Genomic DNA, 19,698 nt, shown 5'->3' with positions numbered 1-19,698 from the left:
AGGTGGAACAAATGAGCGAATATGTGCTTGAAATGCGCGATATAGTCAAAGAGTTCCCCGGCGTGCGCGCGCTTAAGGGCGTGCAGCTGAAAATGTCGCCGGGCACGGTACACGCGCTGATGGGCGAAAACGGCGCGGGCAAAAGTACGCTGATGAAATGCCTGATCGGCATTTACCAGAGGACCTCGGGAACCATCCTGTTCGACGGCAAGGAGGTGTCGTTCCGCAGCCCGCTTGAGGCGCTGAACAGCGGCATTTCCATGATCCATCAGGAGCTGATGCCCGTTCCCGAGCGCACGGTGGCGCAAAACGTGTGGGTCGGCCGCGAACCTAAGCGCGGACCTGTCATCGACCATAAAAAAATGCGTGAGGATACCGCCGCGCTGTTCCGGGAGATCAACTTTGAACTGGACCCGGAAGAAAAAATGGGCAACCTGACCGTCGCGCAGATGCAGATGGTAGAGATCTGCAAGGCGTTTTCCTACCGTCCCAAGGTGATGATCCTCGACGAGCCGACCTCTTCGCTGACCGAGGGCGAGGTCGCGCATCTGTTTGAGATCATTCGCGGCCTCAAGGCGCAGGGCTGCGCGCTGATCTATATTTCACACAAGATGGACGAGATATTCCAAATCTGCGACGAAGTGACCGTGCTGCGCGACGGAGAGTACGTTTCCCACGCGTTTACCAAGGATACGACGGTGGACGCGCTGATCGCGAGCATGGTCGGCCGCGAGGTCAAGGAAATGTTCCCCAAGGTGGATTGCCCGATCGGCGAAGTCGTGCTGAAGGTGGAAAACCTTTGCTCCGGCCGGCAGGTACAAAACGTTTCGTTCGATCTGCGGCGCGGCGAGATACTGGGCTTTGCCGGTCTGGTCGGCGCGGGCCGCACCGAGACCGTGGAAACCATTTTCGGCATGCGCACGCGGCAATCCGGCGCCATTTGGAAGGATGGCAAGGAGCTGCATATCAAACGGCCCGAGGACGCGATCGCCGCCAAGATCGGCCTTTTGACCGAGGACCGCCGCAAAAACGGCATCGTCGGCGTGCGGGATATCACGGCAAACACCGTGCTGGCGCACCTAAAAGCGTACGGGCTGCCGATGAACCATAAGAAGATCCGCGAGGACACGGATGAATTCGTGAAAAAGCTGAATGTCAAGACCCCGAACAACGATCAACTCATCATGTACCTTTCGGGCGGCAACCAGCAAAAGGTACTCGTCGGCCGCTGGCTGCTGACCGATCCGGACATCCTGATCGTGGACGAGCCGACGCGCGGCATCGACGTGGGCGCGAAAGCCGAAATACATTCGCTGCTGACCCAGCTTGCCGGAACGGGCAAGTCGATCATTATGATCTCCTCCGAGCTGCCCGAGGTCATGGGTATGTCGGACCGCATGGTCGTGATGTATGAGGGCGCGGTGACCGGTATTGTCGAGCGCAACACGGATCAGTGGAATTCGGAACATATCATGGCGCTTTGCCATGGCGAAGGCAGCACAAGAAAGGATGCGGAATGATGAACGCTGAAAGAGTAAAGAAATTTGTAAGCACAAATTCCATTTGGCTGGTTTTGGTCGTCATGTGTGTGGCCATGGCTTTCGCCAGCCCCACGTTTGTGACCAAAGCGAATATCATGTCGGTGCTGATGAGCGAATCCATCATCGGTATCCTGGCGGTAGGCGTTATGTGGACGATTTTGTCCAAGGGTATCGATCTGTCGCCCGGCGCGATCGTCGGCCTTACCTCGGTGGTATCGGCCTCTATGGTGCAGCGCGCCGATTATGCGAGCAAGATGTTTCCGAACATTCCGGATATGCCGGTTTTTATACCCATCCTCATCGCGCTGGCGGTGGGCACGCTGTTCGGTGTGCTCAACGGTCTGCTGATCGCCTACACCAAGATCCCGCCCTTCATCGCTACGCTGGGCACGCAGCTGATCGCGCGCGCCTGCGCGCAGCTCTATACCAATACATATCCGATTCCTGAACTCAAAAGCGAGTTTAAAACGCTGGGACAGGGCTATATCATTCCGAATATCCTGCCCACGGTCGTATTCATCTTTGTGGTATTTGTCGTTATTTCCGGCTTTTTGCTCACGCAGACGCGCTTTGGCGCTTCGGTCTACGCCATCGGCGGCAACGATCAGGCGGCGCGCGTGGCCGGTATCAACGTTGAGCGCAACCTGATCAAGGTCTATGCGTGGTGCGCGTTCTGCGCTTCGGTCGGCGGCGTGCTGCTCAGCGCGCGTTCCGGCTCGGGCAACTCGCAAAACGGTTTGAACTACGAGCTGGACGCGATTGCGGCCGTTACGGTCGGCGGCACTTCGCACTCGGGCGGTATCTGCCGTATTTCGGGCGTTATCGCCGGTATCCTGATTCTTGGCGTGCTGAAAAACGGCATGCTGCTGCTCGGCATTTCCTCCTACCTGCAGCAGATCTTCAAGGGCGCCATCATCGTGCTTGCGGTCGTGTTCGATATGAGAAAAAATGTGAAAAAGGTTTGATCCGACCGGGCGGCCGCATTGCGGCCACCCGGTTTTCGGTTCCTTGACCAAGGCGCTTCCTATTTAACGGTTTGCTGTGATATAATGAGCTATACTCAGTGGAAAACCGTAGAAGGAGGGAGTTGCGATGCGGCCAAGCAATGTGGAAAGCAGCTTTGAAGGATCACCGTATTTGATTGCGATCGATATGGAGGACCATCTGCGTACCTGTATGGTCCGGGCGATGCATGTGCACGACGACCGGATCGAGATACTGCTCATTCGGCAGGGCACCGGCGTGCATACGGTGGGCGGCACCACCTATATGACCGGTCCGGGCGATATTTTGGTATATAACGCGGGCGTTGCGCACGATGAATGCGCCGATCCCAAGGACGGCATGGACATATTCAGTTGCTCAATCGGCGGGGTCAAGTTTCACGATCTGCCCGCCCACACTCTTTTTGCGCCCCAGATTTGCCCGGTCATACAGGACGGCGTATATGCGGCGGAGCTGGAAGCTCTGCTGAGTGTGCTGTACATGGCCCGGCTTTCCAAGGAACCGCGAGACAAGGAAATGACCGAGCACCTGCTGTATTTGATTCTTCTATTGGTGCGTAAGGCGGCTGAGCAGCACGCCACCCCCTCCCACAAGGAGAGCGAGGACTGGGCGAAGGAAATTCAAAATTATATCGATGCGCACTATCTGGAGGATATCACGGTGGCCGATATCTCGGAAGCCCTGCACATCAGCCGCTACTATTTATCGCACGTTTTCAAGCGGGCGTTCGGTTATTCGCCCATGCAGTATGTCATTCGCCGCCGCATCGGCGAGGCGCAGTCGTGGCTGCTGATGAGCGATAAAAGCGTGACCGATATCGCCTATCTGGTGGGCTACAACAGCGCGAGCAACTTTAATAACGCCTTTCAAAAAATGATCGGTATTTCGCCGCAGCGTTACCGCGAGCACTGGCGCGGGCGAAAAAAATAGACAAAAATTTTCGGTTTTCTTGCAAAAGCAAGAATTTGCAAACCCATTCCCCAAGTCCCCCGCATTCCCTTGGCATTTGAGCACGAATTACAAATACAAATTTCGGCGTGAAAGCTATAATTTTTAACAGGCGCGAAAATGCGGGAAAACAGTCCGCACGGCGCAAAATAGGGACAAAAATATACAGGGGGAGCAAAAAACATGGGGTTCTTTCAATCAATGGGATGGATTTTGATTACATTCGTCCTGTTCACCGCGTTGGTCGCGGTCATTTCGTGGTGGAAAACGCGGGGCGATAATCTGGACACGGCGGAGGGGTACTTTCTCGCCAGCCGCAGCCTGCCCGGCGTTGTGATCGCTGGCTCGCTGCTGCTGACCAACCTTTCGGCGGAGCAGCTGGTCGGTACGAACGGACAGGCATGGAAGTCCAACATGGGCTGTATGGCGTGGGAAGCCGGTTCGGCGATCACGCTGCTGGTTATGGCGTACTACTTCCTGCCCCGCTACCTCAAATGCGGCATGGCCACCATTCCGCAAATGCTGGAAACGCGGTACGACCGACCTACCAAGGCTATCTTTTCCATCGGCTTTCTGATCGTTTACATTTGCGTCAGTCTGCCGGTCATTTTGTATTCCGGCGCGCTGGTGTTTGAAAACATCTTCGGTATCTCCACCATGTTCGGCCTTTCCAAGTTCGGGGCCATTGCCATCATCTGCGTGCTGACCGGCATCGTCGGCGGCTGCTACGCGATCTTCGGCGGTTTAAAAGCCGTTGCGGTATCGGATACCATCAACGGCGTAGGCCTGATCCTTGGCGGTCTGATGGTGCCGTTCATCGGCCTGATGGCGCTGGGCCACATGTACGGCGGCGATTCGGGCGTGGCGCTCATTGACGGCCTAAAATACATGGTCACCGCCGACCCGGCGCGCATGAACGCCATTAACGCATGGAACGCGCCCGAGCCCGAGGTGCCGTGGCCGCTTTTGTTTACGGGCATGTTCTTCAATAACCTCTATGCATGGTGCACGCACCAGTCGTTCGTGCAGCGCACGCTGGCCGCGCGCAACCTGAAGGAAGCGCAGAAGGGCGCGATCTACGCGGGCTTCCTCAAGCTGATGGGGCCGCTTTATCTGGTGCTGCCCGGCATTATCGCGGTCTATCTGCTGGGCGATCAGGTCGGCATGATGGACGAAGCGTATCCGATGCTGATCGCCGCCATCATCCCGAAGCCGGTCATGGGATTTTTTGCCGCCGTGATGTTCGGAGCGATTCTTTCCTCGTTCAACTCGGTGCTCAATTCCTCGGTCACGATGTTTACGCTGGATATCTACCGCGGCATTTTGCGACCAAAGGCGACCGACCTGTATTGCGTGAGGCTAGGCAAATGGGTGGGCACGGTGCTGGCGGTGGTGTCCATCGCGGTATCGCCCTTTGTGTATTTCGCAAGCTCGGGCATCACGACCTTCCTAAATTCGCTGCTGCAGTATCTGGCCATGCCGGTGCTGGTCGCGGTCTTGGCCGGCTTTATCTGGGACCGGCTGCCGGCCATCGCGCCCAAGGTGATGGCGGTGTTCCATGTCGTCGTGTACGCGGCGTTCATGCTGATCGCGCCGACCTATCCGGGCTCGGACGCGCCGATCCACTACCTGTACGCGATCGCGGTGCTGTTCCCGGTCGACATGCTGATCATGTGGCTGTTCCAGCGATTCCGCCCAACGGATAAGGCGTTTGCGCTAAAGGATTCGGGCGCGGTCGATCTGACGCCGTGGAAATACCGGCACGTGGCCTCCGGCATCGCGATCGTGCTGACAATCGCAATCTACATTCTCTTCTCGCCCTTGGGGCTGGCTAAATAATAACGCGCCGCGCACGGATTGCTTCCGTGCGCGGCGCTTTTTTATTAGAATAATTAGCCCATAAGCGGCTATGATTTGGGTCAAACCTTTGTTAGGATTCTTCTGGTACGCATAATATCGATCCAAACCGCAACGATGATCACGATACCGATTACCACCTGCTGCCAGAAGGTATTCATACCATTGAGGTTAAGTCCGTTTCGGAGGACGCCAATGATAAAGGCACCAATGACCGCGCCGCCAATGGTTCCTGTACCGCCTGCAATACTCACGCCGCCGATAACCGCGGCTGCAATGCCTTCCAGTTCATAGCCCGTACCGCCCGTGACCTGCGCTGACGCCATACGCGCCGTCATGACGACGCCGGCGCAGGCCGCAATGCCGTCACAGATAATGTACGCTAAAAACTTTGTTTTTGTCGTATTGATGCCCGAAAGACGGGCTGCCTCCTCGTTGCTGCCCGTTGCATACAGACCGCGGGCATAGCGGGTCTTTTTTAGGACAAAGGCACAGATTAGTCCGAACACGATCATGACAATGACGATGTAGGGAAAGAAACCAAAAATTTTGCCGGTGCCGAGTCTGTTAAAAAATACGGAGCCCGGAAAATCGCCCAAAGAGCGAATGCTGATCGGCGTGCCGCCGCTGATGATATTGCACAGGCCCCGAAAGATATACTGGGTGCCCAAGGTCGCGATAAAAGGAACGATGTATAGTTTGGTAACACAGAACCCATCGATCAGGCCGCAGACCAGACCGGTGCAGATTCCCGCCAGAATGCCCAAAGGTATCGCGAAATTGACAAGCGCCCCGCCGGTTTGCACCGCGCTTTCAATAACCAGTCCGGTAACCATGCCGGCGAGCCCGCAGACCGCGCCGGCCGACAGATTGGCGCCGCCCGAAATCAGCACAAAGGACATAGCAAAGGTCATCAAGCCATATATAGCGACTTGCAGCAGGATGACGATTGCGTTATCGATCGTAAAGAAAACCTTGGATGTCATGGCGAATACCAGAACCATAAGCAGCAGAACCGCAAGCATGCCCATTTTATCAAAAAACAGAAAAAATACATCCTTAAAGCTGGATTTGGGTGCGGCTTTTGCAGCAGTATTGTTGTTTGCCTCAAACATTTCAGAATCCTCCCATCACGATTTTAATCCGGCGGCGAGCCGCATGATTTCTTCCTGCGTCGCTTGTTGTGCGGTTAGTTCTCCGCTGATTCTGCCGCCGTGCATTACGATAATCCTGTCGCTCATGCCGAGAATTTCCGGCATTTCCGAAGAGATCATGATAATACCGATCCCTTGACGGCTTAATTCGTTCATAATTTCATAGATCTCATATTTTGCGCCAACGTCAATTCCTCGTGTCGGCTCGTCAAAAATCACGAGCCGCGCCTCATTCGATAATGTTTTTGCAATGACAATCTTTTGCTGATTGCCGCCTGACAGGTTTTTGACCAACTGCCTGATGCTGGGCGTTTTGATGCGCAGACGTTTTACAAATTGGTGTGCGTTGCTTGTAAGCATCTTATCGTTCATAAGGCCGTATTTCATGTGATGCCTGAGGCTTGCCATGTTGATATTCTTTTCCACATCCATCGTGATCGCCAGACCATCGCCCTTGCGGTCCTCGGAAAGATATCCGATTCCACAGGCAATGGCGTCCTTGGGACTGTGGATGGTCGCCGGCCTGCCATCGATCAAGACTTCTTTGCTGAGCACCGGATCGGCGCCGAAAATCGCCCGGCATAACTCGGTCCTTCCCGCACCGACCAGCCCGGACAGACCGACAATCTCCCCAGCGCGCACCTGCATATGTTTGACATCCAACAGGGCCTTGGTACGTACGTTTTTCGCTTCAAACACGACCTCGCCGATCGTTCGTTTTTCTGTGGGGTATTTGTCCTCCATGGTCCGGCCCACCATCATGGAAACGACCTCGTCAATTGTCACATCCCGGACCATCCGGGTCTCTCCGATCTGCCGTCCGTCCCGCAGGACTGTGACCCGGTCGCAGATCCTGTGCAGTTCCTCCAGACGGTGAGAAATATAAATGATACCCATGCCGTTGGCCTTTAGCGCTTCAATGCACCGGAACAGGTTATCCGTTTCCTTTGCCGTGAGTGAACTGGTGGGCTCGTCCAGAACCAGAATCTTGGAATCAAAGGACAACGCTTTGGCGATCTCGATCATCTGGAGCGCGGAAACACTCAGTCTGGAGGCGATCACCTTGGGGTCGATGTCCGCGTCCAGTATGGACAAGAGCCTTTTGGATTCCTGTATTGTCCATTTATCGTCCACTAGACCGCGTTTTGTCTTGTGGCGGCCGATGAAAATGTTGTCGGCAACCGAAAGATGCGGGCAAATATTCAACTCCTGAAAGACGACGCTGATGCCCAGTTCTTGCGAATGTCTGGTATCCTGAGGGTGTATCGGCTGTCCGTTGAGCATGATCGACCCGGTGTCCGGTTGATAAACGCCGCTGAGTATTTTCATTAAAGTCGATTTTCCGGCGCCGTTTTCTCCCATCAGCGCATGAACCTCGCCGGCATGAACCGTTAGATTAACGCCTGCAAGCGCCAATACCCCCGGGAAGCGTTTGGATATATGATTCATTCGTAATATTTCATCCATTTCCACTACCTCCTGTTCTTGACCATTTTCCAAATTACTGCTGAAACGTACGCAAAGACCGGCGGGCTTTCACCATCACCGCAAAGTGTGTCACGAAGCGGGTTCGAAGGTATTCCGAAATAAGGGCATGCTTTGGGCATATCCGGCTTCGAGCGGGCGGCCCTCGAATACGACCTGATTTTCCAGTACCACGGCGCCGTCAAACCGGTCTTTGCGCAGAAGCGCGGCAAGCGGTTCCAGATACGGGGTCATGCTGCCGCATCCGAGCGGACAATAGGTTATTTGCGCAAGTGGTTGATCAAAGCGGAGATCTTTGATATGGATCTCCGCAAGGGTCCCCCGCAGCAGTTCATAACCCTGTAAAGGATTTTCGCCGCTGTAAAGGCAGTTGGCCGGATCCCATAGCGCCTTCAAGCGGCTGCTGCCTAGCGCCTCTATTGTTCTTTTCAGCAGCGCGGCGCTGTGTATAAAGCCGCCGGTGCCCGTTTCCATCATTACATCGATTCCGGTATCCTCGGCGATTGCGAGCACCGGCTCCATCAGCTTTAAAAAGCGGCTCCAGGCGGCGTTTCCACCGGTCAGCGCCTGTGATGCGCCGCCGTAACCGAAAACCACAGTATGCCGTTTAAAAGAATTAATCCTTGTCAGGTTACAGCCATGAAAGCGGGCCAGCGCAATGGTCTGCCGAAAATTTTCCAGTTCGGTTTTAAAGGCGGGCGTCTCTGGGGTCAGTTCCATCAGTTCCATGCCGCTGAACAAATTGCGCATAACCGCGGTTAGTCGCACGCCGTATTGCTTCAGCAGCGCTTGGACCCGTGTCTCTTGACCGGTCGTTCGGTCTCCATCCTCGCGTTCCCAAGCGTATTGAATCTCCGCATACCGAAAGCCGTCGGCCGATATGCGTTTTAATGCAAGCTCCAGATCCTGATCCACACCCGATGTTAGAATTCCGGCTTTCATCCTATTTCCCCGCCTCCGGTGCGCCTCGGTGGCGGTGCGGTGGATTCCCGAACCAGCAGCGAAGGCGGCAAAATTGTTCTCGTTGTGATGGTTTCCTTTCCGGGATTATTGCTCACCTCCATCAGCTTGCCGATCGTGATGTTGGCCATATCTCGGAAGGGGGAAGCAATACTGGTGAGTTGCGGACGGCATAGCGCCCCGAGCTCTAAACCATCTGTACCGATGACGGAAACTTCGTCCGGAACGGAAATGCCGTGGTCCTTAAGCGCGTTGACCACGCCAAAGGCCACAATATCCGCCTGCACATAAATTGCAGTGGCTTTTTGAAACAGATGCAAGTTTTCAGAAATCAGACGGTAGCCTACATCGTAAAAGCAATCCTCGCAAAATATGTTTTCCGGCGGGATGGATAACCCATTGTCGCTCAGACCGCTTAAGAAGCCGCGTGTGCGGTCCTTAAACTCATCCCATTGCGAGGTGATTACGATAAAATCGCGATGCCCCAACGAAATGAGATGCTGCGCGGCAATATGACCGCCCATGTAGTTGTCTGCATCCACAATTACCGTATGCTCGGCCGCATCTCTGGAATAGTAGATTAAATAAACAACCGGCATGCCCACCCCGTTGAGGTACGCATCAATCGCCGGGTCGTAGGTCCTGTTGATAATGATAAAACCTTCCACCAAACCGAGCCTGATGAAATTGCGCAGTTTTTGTACCCCTTCCTCGCCGCTGTAATTAATCAGAGGGATCGCATAATAGTTTTCCTCCTCGATCGAACTGTAAAGCGTGCTAAGCAGCTGATTCATGCAAATGTCATTCAGGAAAGGGAGAAAGGTTATCAAGACGCCTATGGCCTTACGCTGACCGCTCATCACGGTCTTGGAAGGGTTTTCCCGCGTGATATAGCCGTGTTGTTTCGCAATGTTCCAGATGCGGGTTTTTGTTTCAACGGAGATCTCGGGACTGTCCCGCAAACTGCGGGAAACCGTTGATTGGCTGACGTTGGCAATACGGGCAAGTTCTCTGGTAGAAATCATAACAGTCTCCTTGATGCGTAATGATGCACCGCCATATTGTTATAAAATAGCCGCTTAAATTGCCTACATCATACACCAATTCAAATATTAATGTCAATATGAAATGCATCAAAAAATCATTATCGCAATTTGATGCAAAATGAGATGGGTGCATAAATACAACTATTTCTGCGAGCATACACCATATTTTTAAATATTTTTTGCTTTATTCGTCATAATATATAAAATTGTATAAAAATAAAAACGGTTTATGTGCTTAATAAATAACATATATTTTCCAATGATGCGCAAATGATGCGTAAATTATTGTTGACATTCGCAAGTCTATCGACTATATTCAAACTATGATAAAGAGAAAACGACATGATTCGAGCATTTTTGCAAGAGATTGCGACAACGTGATGCATTGCATGATGCGTTACACGATTCGTGACAATGCTGTGCGCAGGAGGGGAGTATTGTGACCGAGAGCATTGTGAACCTTTCCACTGTAAATTTTAAAACGGTTTGGGGGAATAAGCAGGCCAACCTGTCGCGGATTTTAAGCTATTCCAAAGAGGCGGCGGACGCCGGCGCCGATATGATCGTTTTTCCGGAGCTTGCGCTTACCGGATACGACGACGAGCCGCACAAAGAAAAGGAGCAAAAAATGCAAACCCTGCTTGCGGAGCCCGTGCCCGGGCCGTCCTCAAGGGCGGTCGCGGCGCTGTCGGCGCAAACTGGAGCCTACATCCTCTTCGGCATGCCTGAGCGGGACGCTGCGGATCCGTTGACGATCTACAACACGGCGGTGATCTGTTGCCCCGACGGCAGACTTTTGTCTTACCGAAAAGCCCATATCCCGTTTGGCGAGGTCAGCTGGGCATCCGCCGGAGAGCGGGCGCTGCTGCTGGAAACTTGCTTCGGACGCATCGGCATTGGCATTTGCTACGACACCTACAAATTTCCAGAGATGGTGCGCTATACGAAGGCCATGGGAGGTCAACTGTTTATCAACGTAACGGCGCTGCCGTTTGAGGATATCCTGCCATGCGTCAATCGGGACGATCTGGAAACGTTGGTGTTGGAAAACAGCGTTTACATTGCGAATGCGAATTTGGTCGGACTGGATCTGGTGAAGCATTTTATGGGTGGCAGTTGCATTATGGGGCCCACCGGCATACCGGGCCGAATGCACTATTACGCGGGCTATCCTTTTGGCGCAGCGGCGGGACAGCACCCCGGCATATGCAGCGCAACCATTGACTTGAGCATTGCCGCACACAACGAGTCTTGCACACTATACCGGACCAATCCGCTAACGAACGCACCGGATTGGAGACCGGAGATCTATCGGGCCATGTGCAGGGATGTGCTGATGGACGGCGAATGGCAAAGGAAGGTGTGTGAAAAGTGAGGCAGATCATCACAGTCGCACTTGTGAGCTTCTTGCCCTATTCCGGCGCGCCAGAGCAAAATCTGAGCAGGATAGCCGGTTATATCCGGGCGGCCGTCAAAAGAGGCGCGGACCTTGTGTTGTTCCCGCATGCGGCGCTATCCGGATTGACAGGCAGCGCGCCGGAGGAGCGCTGCCGGGCGGCGCAGGAGCTTGCGGCGCTTACCAGAGAGCTGTCGGCCTATGTGGTATTCGGCGCCGTGACGGCAGAAAGCACGCCGCGGCACGAGGCTGTTGTCTGCACACCAGGCGGACAGGCGATCTGTCTAACCAGATCACCGGAGCGGGCGCAGCTGATCGATACCCACTGGGGCACGATAGGCATTGTTTTCTTAGATGATTTCGGGGGCGTCGAACATGCCTATGCAAATGGCGCCAGGCTGGTACTCAATCCCGCCGCCTGCGGCGCGGCGGAGTCAGCCCATTTTCACGAGGAACTGACGGCCTGTGCAGCGCAATACCAAATCTTTTTCGCATCGGCAAATTGGGCGGCTGGCGGCGCCTGCATTCTCGGCCCCGGGGAGGGAGCAAACGGAACGGCCGTTTATCTAAACGGTCTACCCACAAAGGCTGCGGGCTGCGCGCCCGAACTGCACATCCATACCATAGATTTGTCTGCGGCAGACGCGCGGACTCTGTGCGTTCCCAGCGAATAAGGTCATCAATAGAGTCAGGAGTAAAGGATATGGCAACTGCTTGTGTAACGCTGTCCGTCATTAATTTTCAGGCGGTATGGGGCGATAAGGACCATAATTTGCAGCGCATTTTAGAATATAGCGAACAAGCCTGCCGGGCCGGAAGCAAAATCGTGCTTTTTCCGGAGATGTCGCTGACCGGCCATGCGGACGATCCCAACGCCCCGGCAGAGAAAACAATGCAACAGTTGTTGGCGGAGCCCGTGCCCGGTCCATCCTCTGACGCCGTGGAAAAGGCCGCCATTGCAAACCGGCTTTACATTGCGTTCGGGATGCCGGTGCGACGCGGCGGAGCGGTTTACAATAGTTTGGTGGTTTGCGGCCCGCAGGGACTGGTGGGGCAGTACGACAAGCTGCATCTGGCGGGCGCCGAGCCGCATTGGGCTTCCCAAGGCGAAAAGCTGCCGCTGCTGTTTGAAACGCCTTACGGCAAAATCATGTGTTCTCTCTCGTATGACAGCTTCTGTTTTCCTGAAATGTACCGCTATGCATGCGCCAAAGGGGCAAGTCTTGTGCTGAATGCCGCGGCATGCGCCGCCCCCGAGATGCGCGCCGCCTACCAACAAATGCTGGGGCGGCACGCGGGGTTAAATTCCATCCACATTGCAACAGCCAACCTGACCGGGCCAGAGCTTGCCGAACACTACTTCGGCGGAAGCCACATACTGTCCCCCGCAGAGCCTATTGAAATGTGCAAAGTCGTTGCGGGATGCGCATTTACAGAGGAAACCGCCACGATTCCCGCTATAGCCACCGCCGTGATCGATCTTACAGGCACGATGCCGCACTATCCATATTTCGAGCGCAACCCCAGAGTTGGCGCGCCCGATTGGCGGCCCGCGCTGTACGAGCAAATGTATGACGCGGTCTTAAAAGACGCGGACTGGCGCGGGATGTATCAAGCGTAATCCCTCCGCCCAGATGATCTGCTGTTTCACCAATTTTTGCTTTGAAAGGATTGAGAAGAATGAAAAAGGTTGCATTGGTTGGCGCGGCCGGCAAGGTGGGAAGCCGCCTGACAGGCAAGCTGCGCTGCGATCCCGCTTATGAAAAGGTGTTTTTTATTGATACACAAGCGGACGCGGTCGAAGCGCTGGGCGTTACACCCAGTACCATGGAAGATTCCCTTCCGCAGGCTGACTATGTTGTGCTCGCGGTACCGGACAGGCTGCTACAGTTCATTTCCCGGCAAGCTGCGCCGCTGATGAAACCGGGCGCCGTCATGATTACGCTCGATCCGGCCGCTACCTACGCCGGGGCGATATGTCAGGTGCCGTATCTAAAGTATTTCGTGGTGCATCCCAATCATCCTTCGGTATTCACCGCCAGCTCTGACCCGGCCATACAACGGGACTACTGGGGCGGGACCGCCCCGCAGGATATTGTGTGCGCGTTGGCTCAGGGCGAAGCAGCGGACCAGCCCGAACTGGAAGCGCTGGCCCGGAAGCTGTTCTCCCCCGTGGAATCCGTTTTCTGGATCACCACTGAACAAATGTGCATTCTGGAACCGGGCATTGTGGAGCTGATTACCGCCCCCCTGTTGGAGGCGATGCGGGAAGCGGCTGAACGTGTCGTTGCAATGGGCGTTCCCAGAGAGGTTACTTATTCGTTCGTGCGCGGACACCTGCGGCCACAGCTCGCCACTTCATTCGGCGATGCGGATCCGAACGCGATGTCGGACGGCGCGAAGGCAGCGCTGAAAAAGGGGATGGAAATGATCATGAAGCCGGGCTGGATGGACGACGTGCTCAATCTAAATTTTATTCAGTCCTTCACGCGCGGTATCGCGGAATATGGAGAGGGAAATGAAACGAAGCGCGAATATTGAAATGCTGTTCGCCGAGGCGCCTTTTGAAGCGCGTTTTGAGCTGGCCAAGGCGGCCGGTTTTGATGCGGTGGAGTTCGCCGGATGGCTGGACAAGGATATCGGTGCGATCAAGCAAGCTGCCCGCAAGGCAGAAATCGAAATTGTCGCCTTCACCGGGGATGAGCTGTATTCGCCGCTTGATCCGTTGCGGCAGCAAGCGTACATCGATCTGGTCACGCGCTCCGCGAAAACGGCTAAGGAGCTCGGAGCAAGATTTCTGGTTACCCATTCCAACGCGCTTTCCCCAGAAGGACCGGTACGGAACGAATACCGGGAGCTTTCCGACGCCGCCAAACTGCTGACGATGTTTGATACGTATCAAAAGCTGGCGCCTATCATGCAGGAGGCTGGCGTCACACTGCTTGTCGAGGCGGTCAACCCGATCGCGCACCCCGGCGTATTCATGACGCATGTGGATACCGCCGCCGCGATTGTCGAGCGGGTCGACTGTGAGAGCGTTCGGTTGCTGTGCGACATTTATCACATGCAGGTATACGGCGGCAGTCTGATCGACTCGCTGAAAAAGTACCGGAACCTGATCGGACATATCCACTTTGCCGATGTGCCCGGCAGGCATGAGCCGGGTACGGGGGAGATCGATTTTCAGGCCCTGTGCCAAACGCTTCAGGACATCGGCTATCGAGGCATGGTCGGCTTTGCGCTCGAGCCGCAAACCGGCTCCGCGCAAGCGGCAAAGGCCATTATGTCGTATCACGCATAGCAACCCATGCGGTTTGGAAGCCGGCGCGGATGACCGCCGGGCTTCTTTACTGGATAACATGAAACAGATAGAGGAGGTAAAACCATGACAAAGAGATTATTCGCCCGTTTGCTGGTTCCCGTACTCGCCCTGACGCTTTGCGCGTGCTCCGCGGAAACGCCCCCCGAGGAGGCGGCTGATCCGGCTCCGGCCGAGAACAGTACCCAAACGCCCGACAAGCCGGATGGCGCGCTGCCATCGATACGAGATCCAAAGGAATCAGACGGCAAAATACACGTGCTGCTGAAAAACACCACCGGCGGCTTTTGGGAAATGGCGATGACCGGTACCCTTAATATGAATAAGGCGGATTCTATTGGCGGGACCGAAGTTGTCGTGTATGCGGCCAGCTCGTCCGCGGAACTTGAAAAGCAGATCCAACTCGCTGAAACGATCGAAATCGCAAACCCTTTAGCGGTAGTCATGGACCCCATCGATATTGACATCCTCGCCCCAGTTGCGGAAAAGCTATATGAAAAGGGAATTCCCGTTATCACCTGCGATTCCAATATCAACAGCGACACCTATGATTACTTCTACTCAACAGACAATTATCAGGCAAGCTACTCCGCCGCTAAGGTCTTTTTAGAGCAGTTGGGCGGAGAGGGCAAATACGCGATGATTTCAGGTACAACGGGCGCTTCTACCGAAATGCAGCGGGAAAAGGGATTCTATGACGCATTGGCGGAGTACCCGGGCATGGTTCAGGTCGGCGGCGGCACGCAGTATACCAACTATGACCAGACCAAGTCCTACAGCATCGCGTATGACCTACTGACCGCAAACCCGGATATTAAGATTATTTTTTCAACGTTCAATGAAATTGCAAACAGCACGAGCGTTGCGTTGCAGGAAATGGGCAAAGCACCCGGCGAAGTGCTGAACGTGACCTTTGATCTGGACCCAGACGCCCGCAAGCTCTGCGATCAAAAGTGGATTTCGGGCATTATTCAGCAAAACCCTTATGGCATGCACCAGAAGGCGATCCAGATGGCCTATGACCTAGCGATGGGCAATACCGTACGCAAGGAACCCGAATACATCCCCATGGATTTTATGCTCATTACCCCAGAAAACCTGAACACAGATGAAGTGACCCAATATGTTTCACCGGCTGAGGTTGGCGACGCTTCGCTGGTCAACGGTTAAGGCTTCGCTTTCACCGCAAATTTTGATCGCTCTTTCTTCTCTCTTTTTCCTCCTATTTTTTTTGGCGGGGAGCGGAAGCGAACTGTCTGCCTTGACTGAAAAACGCTCCGCTTCGCCGCCAAAAAACCGGAAACCATATGGTTTCCGGCAAACTGAGGACCGCTTCCGATTGGAAGCGGTCCTGAGACTGTCAAAAAACTATTTTTGACAGTCTGTCGATCGAAACAAAGCCCCATTTCGATCGAGAATTCCGACTTCTGCGCGCGCCTTACAGGCACACTTGAAGCCGGTTTGTATAAAAAACCACGCACATGTCGCGGCTTTTTATGGATTTTGCCGCAAGCGGCAAAATCCTATTTTATGCGCGCTGCGGCGCGAAGGGGTTCTTTGACAAGCTGAGGACCGCTTCCGATTGGAAGCGGTCCTTTTTGCGGCCTGTTGGTCCTTTGCGGAGGGGATAAAAGGGCAAGAGCAAAAAATTGCAATCGGCCCTGAAAAAAGCGCGAAATGGCGGGCGAGACGGCGGGCAATAGAGCAGGAATTGGTAATACAAAATGCGGATAAACAGATATAATTTACTCGAAAGCAAGGGAAACAAGCGTTTACGCGATGATAACTGCTTAGAAAGGTGAGTTATATGATTTACGGAGAAAAGAAAGTTAATGAGCCGATCCGCTGGGCCATGGTGGGCGGCGGCAAGGGCAGCCAAATCGGTTACATCCACCGTTCCTCGGCGCTCAGGGATTTTAATTTCCAGCTCGTGGCCGGTGCGTTTGATATCGACGCGGAGCGCGGCCGCGCATTTGGCGAAAAGCTGCACGTTGCCCCGGAGCGCTGCTATCCGGATTACAAGACCCTGTTCGCGGAGGAGGCGAAGCGCCCGGACGGCATACAGGCCGTTTCGATCGCGACGCCAAACTTTACGCACTTTGAAATTGCGCGGGCCGCGCTGAACGCGGGCCTGCACGTATACTGCGAAAAGCCGCTGTGCTTCACCACCGAGGAAGCGCGGGAGCTGGAAGAGCTGGTCAAAAAAACGGGCAAGATCATGTTCGTTTCTTACGGCTACTCGGGCCACCAGATGATCGAGCAGGCGCGCCGGATGATCGAGCGCGGCGATCTGGGAAAAATCCGTATCGTCAACATGCAGTTTGCGCATGGCGCGCACAATGTGGCGGTGGAAAAAAATTCGGCTTCGACCGCGTGGCGCGTCGACCCGAAGAAGGCGGGCCCCGCCTATGTGCTGGGCGACGTCGGCACGCACCTGATCTATCTTTCCGAAGCCATGATGCCGGAAATGAAGATTCGCCGTTTGATGTGCTCCAAGCAGGCCTTTGTGGAAAGCCGCAAGCCGCTGGAGGACAACGCCATGACCATCATGGAATACGATAACGGCGCGGTCGGCTACATCTGGTCCAGCTGCGTCAACGCGGGTTCCGAGTTCGGCGCGCGGTTCCGTATCGTGGGCGAAAAGGCTTCGATCGCGTGGGACGTAGAGCACCCGAACCAGCTCGCTTACGAGGTGCAGGGCCAGCCGCAGAGCGTGATGCAGCGCGGCGCGGGCTACCTGTATCCCGAGGCGACCGCGGACGATCGCATCGGCGGCGGCCACCCGGAGGGCCTATTTGAATCCTGGAGCAATCTGTACGCCCGCTTTGCGCAGGCGATCGACAAATGCGACAAGGGCGAGGAAATCGATTTTTGGTATCCCGATATCCACGCGGGCGTGCTGGGCGTCAAGTGGGTCGAAAAGTGCGTCGAATCCGCCGATCACGACTCCGCTTGGGTCGAATATTAATGCTGAATCAATCATGACGCTACATATAAAAGGAGAATCGCTATGAGCATCGATCCCAAAGATTTTGATATGCCGGTTGCCGCGTTCAACCCGAACCCAATGAAGCTGGGCCTGTTTACGGACGGCCTGCCCGACCTGTCGTTCGAGCAGGTGCTGGATGAAGCGGTCAGCATGGGCATTGAGGTATTGGAACTTGGCACGGGCGGCTATTCCTGCGCGCCCCATCTCGATATGGACAAGCTGTTAAAGAGCGCGGAAGCGCGCCGGGAGTTTCTGCACGCCATCGAAAGCCGCGGGCTTGAGATCGCGGCGCTGAACTGCTCGGCCAACGCGGTCGGCCCCGGCGAGCGCTGGGCGAGCCACGGCCCAGACGTGATGAACACCATGCGTCTGGCCGAGCTTCTGGGCGTAAAGCATGTGGTTTCGCAGTCCGGCCTGCCGGCGGGCAGCCCGACGGACACGGCGCTGAACTGGGTCATCCATACCTATCCGCCCGAGATGGAGGACGTTTTAAAGTACCAGTGGGACGTCACCATCGATTTTTGGAGCAAGGCGGCTGATCTGGCCAAGGCCAGCGGCGTGGAAACCATCGCGCTGGAAAACCACCCGATGAACATGGTATTTAGCGTGGGCACGCTGATGCATCTGAGAAACGCGGTCGGTCCGATCATCGGCCTCAACCTCGATCCGAGCCATCTGTTTTTCATGGGCGGCGACCCGATGATGATCGCCCGCAAGCTGTGCGAGGAAAAAGGCTATCTATCACGTGCACGGCAAGGATACCCGCCTGAATCCCCACATCAAGGGCACCGAGGTATACGAGCTGGGCGCGTATAACGGCCCCGCGGCGAACCGCGTGTGGAACTACGTGGCGGTCGGCTACGGCCACGATCAACTCTGGTGGAAGGAGTTCTTCGGTACCCTCGCGGCGGGCGATTACCACGGCCCGGTCTGCATCGAGGTCGAGGACCCGCTCATGCCCAACAACCTGATCGCCATTCGTAAATCGGCGGCGTTCCTGCATGAAACCATGCTGAAGTGAAAGGAGCTTTCTTATGAAGATTACATTTGATACCAGCGCGTTCTGGGCGACCGGCATGACCTATGAAGAGACCTATCATCTGGTGGCGGAAGCGGGCTACCACTACATTTCGCCCTATAACGCGGATTTCCCGGGCTTCTGGAAGCGCCCCAAGGCGACCAACGAAGAGGTCATGTGGCACAAAAAGGCGATCGACGCGGAAGGACTGGAAATCGCGTCGCTGACGACCGGCTTCCGCATCGAGCACCCGGACGAATTCATGCGCGAGTACGCGATCGACTGCTGGAAGCGCATGATCGAGATCGCCGAAATGATGGAAGTGAAGGTGTTCAACACCGAGCTGGGCGGCGACCGCAGCCGTTCCGAGCTGTGCGAAGCCAAGCTGATGCGCTCGCTCGACGTGTTGGTGCCGCTGCTCGAGAGCAAGGGCATGCGTCTTGACGTACAGGCTCATCCCAACGATTTTTACGAGCGCAATAACGACGCTTACGATATCATCCGTTCTTATGACAGCCCGGCGCTCGGTTATCTGTATTCTATTCCGCACACCTTCCATTACGACGGCGGCAAGGGTGATATCGCGTCCATGCTGAAATATACGCAGCGTCACTTAAAGCACATCATCGTGGCGGATACATGGAACTACACCAAGCTGTTCCGCTATAACATCAACCCGTCCGAGCTGTACGCCGACGGCACCGTGCGCTGCCATGCGCACATCGGCGAAATCGGCAGCGGCGACGTGGACTTTAACGCCTGCTTTGAAACCCTGCGCGAGCTGGGCTTCGGCGAGGCGGAGGACACTATCGCAACCTTCAACCCGCTCGGCTTCCCGGAGCGCGCGATCCAAGACGGCAAGCACACCAAGCGAATGCTCGAAGAGCTGCTGCTCGGCGCGAACGCAGGCCCCAAAATGCCGCTCGGCCAGATCATCCTGCCGCGCTGACGACTTTTTTTAAGACCCTCTCATTTTTCTT

General features: G+C 55.2%; 18 protein-coding genes. 14 read left to right on the top strand and 4 right to left on the bottom strand.

Annotation, left to right across the window (positions count from 1 at the left end; all coding sequences use genetic code 11):
• Positions 1–11: 11 nt before the first annotated feature.
• The 4 genes from RWV98_RS18040 to RWV98_RS18025 all read left to right on the top strand — a co-directional run bounded on the left by RWV98_RS18040 (position 12) and on the right by RWV98_RS18025 (position 5,333).
• A complete protein-coding gene (locus RWV98_RS18040; RefSeq protein WP_317862591.1) occupies positions 12–1,520 on the top strand; it encodes a sugar ABC transporter ATP-binding protein in 1,509 nt (502 codons plus the stop codon).
• Positions 1,520–2,506 carry an ABC transporter permease gene (locus tag RWV98_RS18035; protein WP_317862589.1) on the top strand — a complete coding sequence of 329 codons (987 nt, stop codon included), beginning with the start codon at positions 1,520–1,522 and terminating at the stop codon, positions 2,504–2,506. The genes RWV98_RS18040 and RWV98_RS18035 overlap by 1 nt, the downstream gene beginning before the upstream one ends.
• Before the next feature lie 127 nt (positions 2,507–2,633).
• Positions 2,634–3,476 (top strand): helix-turn-helix transcriptional regulator, encoded by an 843-nt coding sequence (locus RWV98_RS18030; protein WP_317862587.1) that lies wholly within the window; start codon positions 2,634–2,636, stop codon positions 3,474–3,476.
• A gap of 201 nt (positions 3,477–3,677) precedes the next feature.
• Positions 3,678–5,333 carry a solute:sodium symporter family transporter gene (locus tag RWV98_RS18025; protein ID WP_317862585.1) on the top strand — a complete coding sequence of 552 codons (1,656 nt, stop codon included), beginning with the start codon at positions 3,678–3,680 and terminating at the stop codon, positions 5,331–5,333.
• An 80-nt stretch (positions 5,334–5,413) separates the two neighbouring features.
• Here RWV98_RS18025 and RWV98_RS18020 read toward each other — a convergent pair whose 3' ends face one another.
• From RWV98_RS18020 to RWV98_RS18005, 4 genes are all read right to left on the bottom strand, one after another.
• Positions 5,414–6,466 (bottom strand): ABC transporter permease, encoded by a 1,053-nt coding sequence (locus RWV98_RS18020; protein WP_317862583.1) that lies wholly within the window; start codon positions 6,464–6,466, stop codon positions 5,414–5,416.
• A 15-nt stretch (positions 6,467–6,481) separates the two neighbouring features.
• Positions 6,482–7,972 carry a sugar ABC transporter ATP-binding protein gene (locus tag RWV98_RS18015; protein WP_317862581.1) on the bottom strand — a complete coding sequence of 497 codons (1,491 nt, stop codon included), beginning with the start codon at positions 7,970–7,972 and terminating at the stop codon, positions 6,482–6,484.
• 90 nt (positions 7,973–8,062) lie between these two features.
• Positions 8,063–8,932 (bottom strand): sugar phosphate isomerase/epimerase family protein, encoded by an 870-nt coding sequence (locus RWV98_RS18010; RefSeq protein WP_317862580.1) that lies wholly within the window; start codon positions 8,930–8,932, stop codon positions 8,063–8,065.
• Complete coding sequence (locus RWV98_RS18005) at positions 8,929–9,975, bottom strand: LacI family DNA-binding transcriptional regulator (protein ID WP_317862578.1); 1,047 nt, start codon at positions 9,973–9,975, stop codon at positions 8,929–8,931. The genes RWV98_RS18010 and RWV98_RS18005 overlap by 4 nt, the downstream gene beginning before the upstream one ends.
• A 460-nt stretch (positions 9,976–10,435) precedes the next feature.
• On the opposite strand from RWV98_RS18005, the gene RWV98_RS18000 reads away from it, so the two are divergent.
• The 10 genes from RWV98_RS18000 to RWV98_RS17955 all read left to right on the top strand — a co-directional run bounded on the left by RWV98_RS18000 (position 10,436) and on the right by RWV98_RS17955 (position 19,667).
• The gene (locus tag RWV98_RS18000) at positions 10,436–11,371 is read left to right on the top strand and encodes a carbon-nitrogen hydrolase family protein (protein ID WP_317862576.1); all 936 of its coding nucleotides are present in this window, start codon (positions 10,436–10,438) and stop codon (positions 11,369–11,371) included.
• Complete coding sequence (locus RWV98_RS17995) at positions 11,368–12,066, top strand: carbon-nitrogen hydrolase family protein (RefSeq protein WP_317862574.1); 699 nt, start codon at positions 11,368–11,370, stop codon at positions 12,064–12,066. The genes RWV98_RS18000 and RWV98_RS17995 overlap by 4 nt, the downstream gene beginning before the upstream one ends.
• 29 nt (positions 12,067–12,095) lie before the next feature.
• Positions 12,096–13,013: a carbon-nitrogen hydrolase family protein gene (locus tag RWV98_RS17990; protein ID WP_317862572.1), complete on the top strand. Its 918-nt coding sequence runs from the start codon at positions 12,096–12,098 to the stop codon at positions 13,011–13,013.
• A gap of 59 nt (positions 13,014–13,072) precedes the next feature.
• The gene (locus tag RWV98_RS17985) at positions 13,073–13,933 is read left to right on the top strand and encodes a phosphogluconate dehydrogenase C-terminal domain-containing protein (RefSeq protein ID WP_317862570.1); all 861 of its coding nucleotides are present in this window, start codon (positions 13,073–13,075) and stop codon (positions 13,931–13,933) included.
• Positions 13,911–14,693, top strand: a complete 783-nt coding sequence (locus RWV98_RS17980) for a TIM barrel protein (protein ID WP_317862568.1) — start codon at positions 13,911–13,913, stop codon at positions 14,691–14,693. The genes RWV98_RS17985 and RWV98_RS17980 overlap by 23 nt, the downstream gene beginning before the upstream one ends.
• 84 nt (positions 14,694–14,777) lie before the next feature.
• Positions 14,778–15,881, top strand: a complete 1,104-nt coding sequence (locus RWV98_RS17975; RefSeq protein ID WP_317862567.1) for a sugar ABC transporter substrate-binding protein — start codon at positions 14,778–14,780, stop codon at positions 15,879–15,881.
• A gap of 637 nt (positions 15,882–16,518) precedes the next feature.
• Entirely contained in the window at positions 16,519–17,679 is a 1,161-nt protein-coding gene (locus tag RWV98_RS17970) for a Gfo/Idh/MocA family protein (RefSeq protein ID WP_317862565.1), read from the top strand.
• 42 nt (positions 17,680–17,721) lie between these two features.
• A complete protein-coding gene (locus RWV98_RS17965) occupies positions 17,722–18,516 on the top strand; it encodes a sugar phosphate isomerase/epimerase family protein (RefSeq protein ID WP_317862563.1) in 795 nt (264 codons plus the stop codon).
• Positions 18,446–18,721, top strand: coding sequence for a hypothetical protein (locus tag RWV98_RS17960; protein ID WP_317862561.1), 276 nt, complete (start codon positions 18,446–18,448; stop codon positions 18,719–18,721). Before RWV98_RS17965 ends, RWV98_RS17960 begins: the two co-directional genes overlap by 71 nt.
• A 13-nt stretch (positions 18,722–18,734) precedes the next feature.
• Entirely contained in the window at positions 18,735–19,667 is a 933-nt protein-coding gene (locus RWV98_RS17955; protein WP_317862560.1) for a sugar phosphate isomerase/epimerase family protein, read from the top strand.
• Positions 19,668–19,698: the final 31 nt, after the last annotated feature.

Origin of the sequence: Agathobaculum sp. NTUH-O15-33 (genome assembly GCF_033193315.1) — a bacterium.
Classification (GTDB): domain Bacteria; phylum Bacillota; class Clostridia; order Oscillospirales; family Butyricicoccaceae; genus Agathobaculum; species Agathobaculum faecihominis_A.
This window is presented reverse-complemented; position numbering and strand designations above follow the sequence as displayed.

Excerpts from the sequence above, each read along its gene's own strand:
- RWV98_RS18020 (WP_317862583.1), bottom strand. The coding sequence starts at position 6,466 with ATGTTTGAGGCAAACAACAATACTGCTGCAAAAGCCGCACCCAAATCC.
- RWV98_RS17990 (WP_317862572.1), top strand. The coding sequence starts at position 12,096 with ATGGCAACTGCTTGTGTAACGCTGTCCGTCATTAATTTTCAGGCGGTA.
- RWV98_RS17965 (WP_317862563.1), top strand. The coding sequence starts at position 17,722 with ATGAGCATCGATCCCAAAGATTTTGATATGCCGGTTGCCGCGTTCAAC.
- RWV98_RS17970 (WP_317862565.1), top strand. The coding sequence starts at position 16,519 with ATGATTTACGGAGAAAAGAAAGTTAATGAGCCGATCCGCTGGGCCATG.
- RWV98_RS17985 (WP_317862570.1), top strand. The coding sequence starts at position 13,073 with ATGAAAAAGGTTGCATTGGTTGGCGCGGCCGGCAAGGTGGGAAGCCGC.
- RWV98_RS17980 (WP_317862568.1), top strand. The coding sequence starts at position 13,911 with ATGAAACGAAGCGCGAATATTGAAATGCTGTTCGCCGAGGCGCCTTTT.
- RWV98_RS18025 (WP_317862585.1), top strand. The coding sequence starts at position 3,678 with ATGGGGTTCTTTCAATCAATGGGATGGATTTTGATTACATTCGTCCTG.
- RWV98_RS17955 (WP_317862560.1), top strand. The coding sequence starts at position 18,735 with ATGAAGATTACATTTGATACCAGCGCGTTCTGGGCGACCGGCATGACC.
- RWV98_RS18030 (WP_317862587.1), top strand. The coding sequence starts at position 2,634 with ATGCGGCCAAGCAATGTGGAAAGCAGCTTTGAAGGATCACCGTATTTG.
- RWV98_RS18040 (WP_317862591.1), top strand. The coding sequence starts at position 12 with ATGAGCGAATATGTGCTTGAAATGCGCGATATAGTCAAAGAGTTCCCC.
- RWV98_RS18035 (WP_317862589.1), top strand. The coding sequence starts at position 1,520 with ATGAACGCTGAAAGAGTAAAGAAATTTGTAAGCACAAATTCCATTTGG.
- RWV98_RS18015 (WP_317862581.1), bottom strand. The coding sequence starts at position 7,972 with ATGGATGAAATATTACGAATGAATCATATATCCAAACGCTTCCCGGGG.
- RWV98_RS17975 (WP_317862567.1), top strand. The coding sequence starts at position 14,778 with ATGACAAAGAGATTATTCGCCCGTTTGCTGGTTCCCGTACTCGCCCTG.
- RWV98_RS18005 (WP_317862578.1), bottom strand. The coding sequence starts at position 9,975 with ATGATTTCTACCAGAGAACTTGCCCGTATTGCCAACGTCAGCCAATCA.
- RWV98_RS18010 (WP_317862580.1), bottom strand. The coding sequence starts at position 8,932 with ATGAAAGCCGGAATTCTAACATCGGGTGTGGATCAGGATCTGGAGCTT.